The organism is Anaerotruncus massiliensis (ex Togo et al. 2026) (genome assembly GCF_030825285.1).
Classification (GTDB): Bacteria; Bacillota; Clostridia; order Oscillospirales; family Ruminococcaceae; genus Anaerotruncus; species Anaerotruncus massiliensis.
The window spans coordinates 1-10,444 of sequence record NZ_JAPJQF010000071.1 but is presented as its reverse complement, the minus strand read 5'-3'; the positions used below and the strand labels follow the sequence as shown (position 1 = coordinate 10,444).

Annotated in this window: 10 protein-coding genes and 1 pseudogene; all 11 read left to right on the top strand. The window is 65.0% G+C overall.

Going from position 1 to position 10,444, the window contains the following annotated elements:
* Nucleotides 1-67 precede the first annotated feature (67 nt).
* Nucleotides 68-505 (top strand): annotated as a pseudogene (locus RCI06_RS13425) (MATE family efflux transporter); the annotation flags it as partial.
* 23 nt (nt 506-528) lie between these two features.
* The gene (locus tag RCI06_RS13420) at nt 529-1,896 is read left to right on the top strand and encodes an MATE family efflux transporter (RefSeq protein ID WP_306576355.1); all 1,368 of its coding nucleotides are present in this window, start codon (nt 529-531) and stop codon (nt 1,894-1,896) included.
* Between the two features lie 10 nt (nt 1,897-1,906).
* Entirely contained in the window at nt 1,907-2,257 is a 351-nt protein-coding gene (locus RCI06_RS13415; RefSeq protein WP_101550018.1) for a DUF3221 domain-containing protein, read from the top strand.
* Nucleotides 2,258-2,669: 412 nt separating this feature from the next.
* A complete protein-coding gene (gene purE, locus RCI06_RS13410; RefSeq protein WP_373690862.1) occupies nt 2,670-3,140 on the top strand; it encodes a 5-(carboxyamino)imidazole ribonucleotide mutase in 471 nt (156 codons plus the stop codon).
* Between the two features lie 68 nt (nt 3,141-3,208).
* Entirely contained in the window at nt 3,209-3,919 is a 711-nt protein-coding gene (gene purC / locus RCI06_RS13405; protein WP_101550022.1) for a phosphoribosylaminoimidazolesuccinocarboxamide synthase, read from the top strand.
* 24 nt (nt 3,920-3,943) lie between these two features.
* Nucleotides 3,944-5,401, top strand: a complete 1,458-nt coding sequence (purF, locus tag RCI06_RS13400) for an amidophosphoribosyltransferase (RefSeq protein WP_101553193.1) — start codon at nt 3,944-3,946, stop codon at nt 5,399-5,401.
* Entirely contained in the window at nt 5,398-6,438 is a 1,041-nt protein-coding gene (gene purM, locus RCI06_RS13395) for a phosphoribosylformylglycinamidine cyclo-ligase (RefSeq protein ID WP_101550024.1), read from the top strand. Before purF ends, purM begins: the two co-directional genes overlap by 4 nt.
* On the top strand, nt 6,432-7,040 hold the full coding sequence (gene purN / locus RCI06_RS13390; RefSeq protein ID WP_373690861.1) for a phosphoribosylglycinamide formyltransferase: 609 nt from the start codon (nt 6,432-6,434) through the stop codon (nt 7,038-7,040). Before purM ends, purN begins: the two co-directional genes overlap by 7 nt.
* Nucleotides 7,037-7,735 carry an IMP cyclohydrolase gene (locus RCI06_RS13385; RefSeq protein ID WP_306576354.1) on the top strand — a complete coding sequence of 233 codons (699 nt, stop codon included), beginning with the start codon at nt 7,037-7,039 and terminating at the stop codon, nt 7,733-7,735. The genes purN and RCI06_RS13385 overlap by 4 nt, the downstream gene beginning before the upstream one ends.
* Nucleotides 7,736-7,748: 13 nt before the next feature.
* Nucleotides 7,749-8,924: a phosphoribosylaminoimidazolecarboxamide formyltransferase gene (locus RCI06_RS13380; protein WP_302823288.1), complete on the top strand. Its 1,176-nt coding sequence runs from the start codon at nt 7,749-7,751 to the stop codon at nt 8,922-8,924.
* Nucleotides 8,925-8,966: 42 nt separating this feature from the next.
* Nucleotides 8,967-10,238 (top strand): phosphoribosylamine--glycine ligase, encoded by a 1,272-nt coding sequence (gene purD, locus RCI06_RS13375; protein WP_288234680.1) that lies wholly within the window; start codon nt 8,967-8,969, stop codon nt 10,236-10,238.
* Nucleotides 10,239-10,444 lie beyond the last annotated feature (206 nt).

Below are 10,444 nucleotides of genomic sequence, written 5' to 3'. Positions count from 1 at the left end.
TCATTTGTCACCGCTCCTGTGCCCCACCCGCCGGGGATACACCGCGCTGTAGAGCGGCGCGGGGCCGCCCGGGCGGGTGGGGAAGGGCCTGCGCGCGGCGGTCGTGATGTCGGCGGTCATCGGCGGCGCGACCACCGCCGTGCTGTGGGGGTTCGGCCCGCAGTTCGTCGGGCTCTTCGTCGATTCCTCCGCCAACGCCGCAGTGATCGCGGCGGGCGTCGAATACCTCACCGTCGTCTCCCTCTTCTACGCGGTAATGGGGATCATGTGCGATTTCAACGGCGTGCTGCGCGGCGCGGGGGACATGAAGGTGTTCATGATCGGGACGCTGGGCAATTTTTCGGCGCGCGTCGTCCTCGCCTACACGCTCGCGGCGTTTATCGGGGAGGCCGCCGTCTGGTGGTCGATCCCGATGGGCTGGACGATCGGCCTCGTCATCGCGGCCGCCCGGTTCTTTTCGGGCGGCTGGAAAACGAAATCCATCATTGAGGACGCGCCCCGCTGAAGGCGCGCCCGGACAGGAGCTCTATGCCAGCACAATCGCTTGCCGGAAAGGCGCAGCGCGCCGAGGTCCGGTCGGAATATTTCCGCTACCTCGTCCCGACGATCATCGGACAGGTGGCGCATTGCTGCTACTGCCTGGCCGACGTCTTTTTCGTCGGCATGGCGGTGGGGGAAAACGGGCTCGCGGCGCTCAACGTCGCGCTGCCCATCTTTACCGTCTACACCACCTTTTCCATCCTGATCGGCGTCGGCGCGGCGACCACGATTTCGGTCTGCCGCGGCGAGGGGGACCCCGAAAGCGGCGACCGCGTCTTTACGATGGCGGTCGTTTCGGTGCTTGCGGCGGGCGCGCTGCTCTCCGTCTTCGGGACGCTCTTCCTGCGGCAGATCGCCTGCCTCTTCGGCGCGACCGACCTGATTGTCGGGGACGTCGTCGCCTACCTGTCCCCGATCAGTCCCCTCTGCTTCGTCTATATGCTTTCGAGCGCGATGTGCGTCATCGTGCGCAGCGACGGCAATCCCCGGCTCGTGATGGTCGCGGGAGCGGCGGGCAACGCCGCCAACATCCTGCTCGACTATCTCTTCGTGATCCCGCTGGGGATGGGGACGTTCGGCGCGGGGCTTGCGACAATCATCGGCCCCTTCATCACCTGCGGGCTGCTGAGCCTGCACTTTGTCACCCGCCGTAACGAGGTGCGCTTCACCCGGCGGTTCTTCTCTCCCCGCCTCTGGTGGCGGATGGTCAAAAACGGCGCGGGCTCGGGGGTGCTTGAGACCTCGGCGGGCTTCGTCATTCTCATGTTCAACATCGTGCTCATCCGGGTGGGCGGGGAGACGGCGGTCGCGGTCTTCTCGATCATCTCCAACATCGGCTATGTGGGCAAGGGCATCTTCAACGGCATGGCGCAGGCCGCCCAGCCGATCATCTCGATCAGCTACGGCTCGGGCTGGTACGGGAGGATGAAGGCGGTCGACCGGGTCGCGGCGGCCACGGCGGTGCTCTTTTCGCTCGCGGTCTACGGGGTCATCCTGCTCTTCCCGGGGCAGATCATCGGGCTTTTCATCTCGACCGACGCGCGGGTGCTCGCCATCGGCGTGCCCGCCGTGATGCTCTACTTCCTCTCGCTGCCCTTCACCGGCGCGAACACGATCCTCATGTACTATTTCCAGTCGATCGAGCAGTCGCTCTGCACGACGGCCGTCGCCCTGCTGCGCGGCATCGTGCTCGTCTACCTGGCGCTGCGGGCCTTCTCCGCGCTGTGGGGGCTCAGCGGCGTGTGGCTCGCGCTTTTCGCGGCGGAGGCGCTCACCTTCGCGATCTTCTTCCCCGTCAAGCTGCGCCTCAACCGCGGGTTCCGGGAGACGGACGACGGCCCGAAGCAATCTCTGTGAGGTGGATGATATGAAAAAGCTGGTTTTTTGCCTGTGCGTTTTCCTCCTGCTGTCCGGCTGCGCCCGGCCGATGAGCATGGACACCGTCGGGAAGGAGCCGAATTTTGCCGGGGTCGTCGAAGAGGCGCGCGAGGGGAGCATCCTCGTCCGCGTCAACGAGGACGAGGAGGTCTGCCGTACCAGCGATCTCGTCAGCGTCTCGCTGGACGCGGCGCTGGGGGACAGCATGACGCACTTCAGCGTGGGGGACGCGGTGCGCGTCTACTACGACGGGACGATCGCCGAGAGCTACCCGGCGCAGGTCGACACGGTGTACGCGATCATTCTGGTGAAGCCCCCGGAGGACGGGCAGGCCCGGTGATTGCGGCCGTCCGCGGGCGGGTGGAAAAACCGCTGGCAGAAAGAGTATGACATGTCGTGCAATTCGACAAAAAGAATCCTGCAAGATCGTACATTTTAAATCAACCCTCCAATCTTTCAAAACGGTGCATTTTCCAATTGAAAATGCCGGCGGAATCCTGTAAACTGGAAGTGTATTTTGATTGCGGAGGTGGCGGAAATGGCTCTTCTGATGGGCGAATGCGGATCATCAAGGGAGAGCTGCATCCGGCTGGCAGGCGGCCTTTTGGGGCGCGCGGCGGGCGGGTCCGCCATGCCTTCGCGGAAGTAGTGCAGGTTGCGAGCGATCGCAGCCTGTTTTTCATTTGCAGAAAACAAAATCGGAAATGGAAAGGGAAGTGTCGGAATTGGCGGACAAAAAAGTAGCGGTCATTATGGGCAGCGACAGCGACCTGCCGGTCGTCAAGGGCGCGATCGATACCCTCAAGGGGTTTGGCATCGGCGTGGAGGTCCACGTCATGAGCGCGCACCGGACCCCCGCGCTCGCGTGCGAGTTCGCGGCGTCGGCGCGCGACCACGGCTTTGCCGCGATCATCGCGGCGGCGGGCAAGGCGGCGCACCTGGCGGGTGTGCTGGCGGCGCACACGACGCTGCCGGTCATCGGCATCCCGGTCAAATCCTCCACCCTAGACGGTCTGGACGCCCTGCTCGCGACGGTGCAGATGCCCTCCGGCATCCCGGTGGCGACGGTGGCGATCGACGGCGCGCAGAACGCGGCGATCCTCGCGGCGCAGATCATCGGCGTGACCGACGCGGAGGTCGCGTACAAGCTGTCGCTCAGGAAGGAAGAGATGAAGCAGGGCGTCATCGAGAAGGACCGCAAGCTCCAGGAGCAGCTCGGCTGATCTCTCCGCCAAAATGCGCACGATCATCGGAAGATTCAAATACTTCAGGACTTTAGGAGGAAACAGAAATGGAAAAAAGGGAACAGCTCTACGAGGGAAAAGCCAAGAAGGTCTTTGCGACCGACGACCCGAACGCCTACATCGTCTCCTATAAGGACGACGCGACCGCCTTCAACGGCCAGAAGAAGGGCACCATCGCCGAAAAGGGCATCATCAACAATAAGGTCTCCAACCACCTGATGAAGATGCTCGAGGAGAACGGCATCCCCACCCACCTGATTGAGGAGCTCTCCGACCGCGAGACCCTCGTTAAAAAGGTCACGATCGTCCCGCTCGAGGTCATCGTCCGCAACATCGCGGCCGGCTCCCTCTCCAAGCGGCTCGGCCTGCCCGAGGGCAAGAAGCTCGCCAAGACGGTGCTCGAGTACAGCTACAAGGACGACGAGCTCGGCGACCCGATGATCAACGACTACCATGTGTTCGCGATGGAGCTGGCCACCCCCGAGGAGCTCAAGACGATCGCCGGCTACGCCTTCAAAATCAACGACCTGCTCGCCGCCTACCTCAAGGATCTCGGCATCGAGCTCATCGACTTCAAGCTCGAATTCGGCAAGACCCCCGACGGCAGGATCATCCTCGCCGACGAAATTTCTCCCGACACCTGCCGCTTCTGGGACAGCAAGACGGGCGAAAAGCTCGACAAGGACCGTTTCCGCCGCGACATGGGCGGCGTCGAAGGGGCGTACCACGAAGTGATGCGCCGCCTGCTCGGCGAATAAATGAGAGAGATCCACGAATTTCCGATGGAGGGAATCGATTTGTACAGCGAACTGCATGAGGAGTGCGGCGTTTTCGGCATCTACGAAAACAGCCGCACCGACGTGGCGACCAGCGCCTATTTCGCGCTTTACGCGCTCCAGCACCGCGGCCAGGAGAGCTGCGGTATCGCGGTGAATGACGACGGCGTCATCAACTGCCACAAAAACGTGGGCCTTGTGCCCGACGTCTTCAACCGGGACGTGCTCGAAAGCCTCGGGCAGGGCAATATGGCGGTGGGCCACTGCCGCTATTCGACGACGGGCAACGGCAGCGTCGTCAACGCCCAGCCGCTCGTCGTGCGCCACTGCAAGGGCACGATGGCGCTCGCCCACAACGGCAACCTCGTCAACGCCCCCGACCTGCGCCGCCAGCTCGAAATGAACGGCGCGATCTTCCACACGACCAACGACAGCGAGGTCATCAGCTATATCATCACCCGCGAGCGGCTGCTCTCCCCGAGCATCGAGGAGGCGGTCGCCAAGGCGATGTACACGCTCAAGGGGGCCTATTCGCTCATCGTCATGTCCCCCAAAAAGCTGATCGCCGCCCGCGACCCCAACGGCTTCCGGCCGCTGTGCGTCGGCAAAACGGAGAACGGCTATGCCTTCGCCTCTGAGAGCTGCGCCTTCGACAGCATCGGCGCGCAGTTTTTGCGGGATGTCGAGCCGGGCGAGATCGTGGTCGCCGAGGACGGGGAGCTTAAGAGCATCCGCACCCACTGCGGCGGCAGGAGCAGCTTCTGCGTCTTTGAATACGTCTACTTCGCGCGCCCCGACTCGGTGGTCGAGGGGGTGAGCGTCCACGAGGCGCGCCAGCGCGCCGGGCGGATCCTCTACCGCGAGCACCCGATCGAGGCGGACGTCGTCATCGGCGTGCCCGATTCGGGCCTCGACGCGGCGCTCGGCTATTCGCGCGAATCGGGCATCCCCTACGGCGTCGGCTTCATCAAGAACCGCTACGTCGGGCGCACCTTCATCCAGCCCACCCAGGGCCAGCGGGAAAACGCGGTGCGCATCAAGCTCAACGTCATCGCCGAGACGGTGAAGGACAAGCGGGTCGTGCTGATCGACGATTCGATCGTGCGCGGGACCACCTGCGGGCGGATCGTCAAGCTGCTGCGGGAGGCGGGCGCCAAGGAGGTGCACTTCGCCGTTTCCGCGCCGCCCTTCCGGAATCCCTGCTTCTTCGGTACCGACATCGACAGCCGCGACAAGCTGATCGCCTGCAGGATGACGATCCCCGAGATTGCAAAGACGATCGGCGTCGACTCCCTCCACTACCTGAGCGTCGAGGGGGTCCAGCAGATCGCCCGCGGGGCGCACTGCGGCTTCTGCGTCGGCTGCTTCACGGGTGAATATCCGATCAAGGTGCCCGACGAGACCCCTAAGGACAAGTTTGAACACAAGATCAGCGAGAAGGCCAAGCGGAGGGAACAGGCATGAACAACAGCTATTCCGAGAGCTATAAGGCGGCGGGCGTCGACGTCACCGCCGGATACAGGGCGGTCGAACTGATGAAGTCGCATGTGGCGCGCACGATGACGGGCGGCGTGCTCGGCGGTCTCGGCGGGTTCGGCGGCCTCTTCGAGCTCGATTTGGCGGGCATGCCCAACCCGGTGCTCTGCGCGGGCACCGACGGGGTCGGCACCAAGCTGAAGCTCGCCTTTCTGATGGACAGGCACGACACCGTCGGCATCGACTGCGTGGCGATGTGCGTCAACGACATCATCTGCTGCGGCGCGAAGCCGCTCGTCTTTCTCGATTACATCGCCTGCGGCAAAAACGTCCCCGAAAAGATCGCGCAGATCGTTTCGGGCGTCGCGGAGGGCTGCGTACAGGCGGGCTGCGCGCTCACCGGCGGCGAGACCGCCGAGATGCCCGGCTTCTACCCCGAGGACGAGTACGATCTCGCGGGCTTCGCGGTGGGCGCGGTGGACAAGTCCAAAATCCTCGACAACACCACCGTCGCGGCGGGGGACGCGCTCGTCGGCATCAAGTCGAACGGCGTGCACTCCAACGGCTTCTCCCTCGTGCGCAAGGTCTTCGACGTGGAGGCCCCCGGCGTGCTCGACCGCTACTACGACGAGCTGGGCGCGACGCTCGGCGAGGCGCTGCTCGCGCCCACCCGCATCTACGTCAAGCCGGTGCTCGCCGTGATGGACGAGCTCGCCGTCAAGTCGGTCGCCCACATCACGGGCGGCGGCTTCTACGAAAACATCCCGCGCGCCCTGCCCGAGGGCAAGCGCGCCCTCATCAGCAAGCGGCTCGCGACGCCCCTGCCCCTCTTCGACATGATCCAGCGGATCGGCGGGATTTCCGAGCACGACATGTACAACACCTTCAACATGGGCACCGGCATGGTGCTCGTGGTCGATAAGGACGACGCGCAGCGCGCGGTCGAGATCCTCAACGACCACGGCGAGCGCGCCAGGGTGATCGGCTATGTCGACGACGGCGAGCGAGGGGTCGAGCTATGCTGAAACGGGTCGTGGTGCTCGTTTCGGGCGGCGGGACCAATTTGCAGGCGCTCATCGACGCGAAGGCGCGCGGAGAGCTGCCGAGCGCCGAGCTCGCCGGGGTCGTCTCCTCGAAGGAGGGGGCCTTCGCGCTCGAGCGCGCCAAAAAGGCGGGCATCCCCACCGAGGTGGTCCCGCGGAAGGCCTACGCCTCCCGCGCCGATTACGACGAGGCGATCATCGCCGCGCTCGAGCGGTTCGAGGCGGACTACGTCGTTCTGGCGGGCTTTCTCTACGTGCTGGGAGATAAGGTCGTCGAAAATTACGACCGCAGGATCATCAATGTGCATCCGGCGCTCATCCCCTCCTTCTGCGGGGACGGAATGTACGGCCTGCATGTGCACGAGGCGGCGCTCGCCTACGGCGTGAAGGTCACCGGCGCGACGGTGCACTTCGTCAACGAGGTGACCGACGGCGGGCAGATCATTTTGCAGAAGGCGGTCGACGTCCTGCCGGGCGACACCCCCGAACGGTTACAGAGGCGCGTCATGGAGCAGGCCGAATGGGTGCTGCTCCCGAAGGCGCTGGAATTGGTATGCAGCGGACAATTGGAGGGAATGAAATGAAACAGGACATCGCAAAACTGCTCAGAGAGAACGCCTACCCGGGCCGCGGCATCCTGCTCGGGCGCAGCGCGGACGGGAAACACGCCGTCGCCGCCTATTTCATCATGGGGCGCAGCGAGAACAGCCGCAACCGGATTTTCGTCACCGACGGGGAGGGCATCCGCACCGAGGCGTTCGACCCGGCCAAGCTCTCCGACCCGTCGCTCATCATCTATTCGCCGGTCCGGGTGCTCGGCGACACGACGATCGTCACCAACGGCGACCAGACCGACACGATCTATGACTTTCTCCAGAGGGGCGGCTCCTTCGCGGACGCCCTGCGCACCCGCACCTTTGAGCCGGACGCCCCCAACTACACCCCGCGCGTGTCGGGGCTGCTGCACGGCTTCGACTACCGCCTCTCGATCCTGAAGAGCGCGGACGGCGACCCCTCGTCGGTGCGCCGCTACTTCTTCCAGTATTGGGACCCGCGCCCGGGCGAGGGGCACTTCATCCACACCTACCGCTGCGACGGCGACCCGATCCCTTCGTTCGAGGGAGAGCCGGAGGAGGTGACGGTCGAAGGGGATATCGACGCCTTCACCGGCACGCTCTGGGAGAATCTCAACGACGCGAACAAGGTCTCCCTTTTCGTCCGCTACATCGACGTGGCGGCAGGCACCTGCGAGACGCGCATCGTCAACAAAAACCACTGAGGAGGACGGCGGCATGGCAAAGGAACTGGAACTGAAATACGGCTGCAACCCCAACCAGAAACCCGCGCGCATCTTTATGAAGGAGGGCGAGCTGCCGGTCGAGGTCCTGAACGGCAAGCCCGGCTTCATCAACTTCCTCGACGCGTTCAACTCCTGGCAGCTCGTGCGGGAGCTGAAAGCCGCGACGGGGCTTCCCAGCGCGGCGTCCTTTAAGCATGTGAGCCCCGCCGGGGCGGCGGTCGGCCTGCCCCTGAGCGAGGTGGAAAAGAAGATCTACTTTGTGGACGACCTCGAGCTCAGCCCGATCGCGAGCGCTTACGCGCGCGCGCGCGGCGCCGACCGCATGTCCTCCTACGGCGACTGGGTCGCGCTCTCCGACGCCTGCGACGTGCAGACCGCCAAGCTGCTTGCGCGCGAGGTGTCCGACGGCGTCATCGCGCCCGGCTATACCGACGAGGCGCTCGAAGTGCTGAAGACCAAGCGCAAGGGCGGCTACAACGTCGTCAGAATCGATCCGGATTACGCCCCCGCGCCGGTCGAGCACAAGGACGTCTTCGGGATCACCTTTGAGCAGGGGCGCAACGAGCTCAAGATCGACAACGCCCTTCTCGAGAACGTCGTCACCGACTGCAAAACCCTGCCCGACGACGCGAAGCGCGACCTTGTGATCGCGCTGATCGCTCTCAAATACACCCAGTCCAATTCGGTCTGCTACGCCAGGGGCGGCCAGTGCATCGGCATCGGCGCGGGCCAGCAGAGCCGCATCCACTGCACCCGCCTGGCGGGCAACAAGGCGGACATCTGGTGGCTGCGCCAGCATGAAAAGGTGCTGAACCTGCCCTTTAGGGCGGACATCCGCCGCCCCGACCGGGACAACACGATCGACGTGTACATCTCGGACGACTGGATGGACGTGCTGGCGGAGGGGACGTGGCAGCAGTTCTTCACCGAGCGCCCCGTCCCGCTGACGCGGGAGGAGAAGCGCGAGTGGCTCGACAGACTCGACGGCGTTTCGCTCGGGTCGGACGCGTTCTTTCCGTTCGGCGACAACATCGAGCGCGCCCACCGTTCGGGCGTGCGCTACATCGCGCAGCCGGGCGGCTCGATCCGCGACGACAACGTGATCGAGACCTGCAATAAATATGGCATTGCCATGGCCTTCACCGGCATCCGGCTTTTCCACCACTAAGGCGCGCCGGAACTGAGATCACAACAACAGGAGGACGGCCTCATGAAGATTCTGGTAGTCGGCGGAGGCGGACGCGAACACGCGATCATCCGCAAGCTCCGCGAGAACCCCGAGGCGGAAACCATCTACTGCGCGCCCGGCAACGGCGGCATCGCCGCCGACGCGGAGTGCGTCCCCATCAAGGCGACCGACCTCGACGGGATGGTCGCGTTCGCGAAGGAGCACGCGGTCGATTTGGCGGTCGTCGCGCCCGACGACCCGCTCGCGCTCGGCATGGTCGACGCGATGAACGCCGCGGGCGTCCGCACCTTCGGACCCAACAAGGCCGCCGCCCGCATCGAGGGCAGCAAGGTCTTCGCCAAAAACCTCATGGAGAAATACGGCATCCCGACCGCGAAATACCGCACCTTTGACAGCGCCTCCGAGGCCGTCGCCTACATCGAGACGCAGAACGCCTTCCCGACCGTCGTCAAGGCGGACGGGCTGGCGCTCGGCAAGGGGGTCGTCATCGCGCGGGACCTCGCCGAGGCGAAGGACGTGGTTCGCTCGATCATGGAGGACAAGCTCTTCGGCGCGTCGGGCAACCGCATCGTCGTCGAGGAATTTTTGACCGGGCCCGAGGTGAGCGTGCTCTCCTTCTGCGACGGGGAAACGGTGGCGCCGATGATCTCGTCGATGGATCATAAGCGCGCCTTCGACGGGGACGAGGGCCCCAACACGGGCGGCATGGGCACCGTCGCGCCCAACGCCTGCTACACCCCGGAGATCGCCGCGGAGTGCATGGAGCGCATCTTCAAGCCTACCCTTGCGGCGATGCGGGCGGAGGGCTGCCCCTTCTCCGGATGCCTCTATTTCGGGCTCATGCTCACGCCGGACGGCCCGAAGGTGATCGAGTACAACTGCCGGTTCGGCGACCCCGAGACGCAGGTGGTGCTGCCGCTCCTCAAAACCGACCTGCTGGAGATCATGCTGGCGATCGACGAGCGCCGGCTCGGAGAGCTTCCGGTGGAATTTTCCGACGAAAGCGCCGCCTGCGTCGTGCTCGCGAGCGGCGGCTACCCGCTCAAGTACCAAACCGGCCTTCCCATCGAAGGGCTCGGCGCTGACGGGCAGGTCCCGGGCGCGACCGTCTACCACGCGGGCACCCGCCTTGAGGACGGCGTCTATAAGACGGCGGGCGGCCGCGTGCTGGGGGTCACCTGCACCGCCCCGACGGCCGGGGAGGCGCTCCGAAACGCCTACCGCGCGGCGGAGGGCATCCGGTTCGAGGGCGTGCATTTCCGCCGGGACATCGGCGCGCGCAACCACAGATAACAAAAAAAGGAAGGCCGCGCGCGGCCTTCCTTTTTTGGCGCGCAGCCGCCCGCCCGCATAGACTGTAGGGGAGGTGGTGCGCATGGCGACAGGTTCGGAGGGCGTGGTCGGGGCCGCGGGGATCGAAGGGGTGTTCGTTTCGGACGCGCAGGTCAACCGCGCCGCGCGGGCGGCCGCGGAAGCCGCGGGGCAGGCCTCCTCCACGG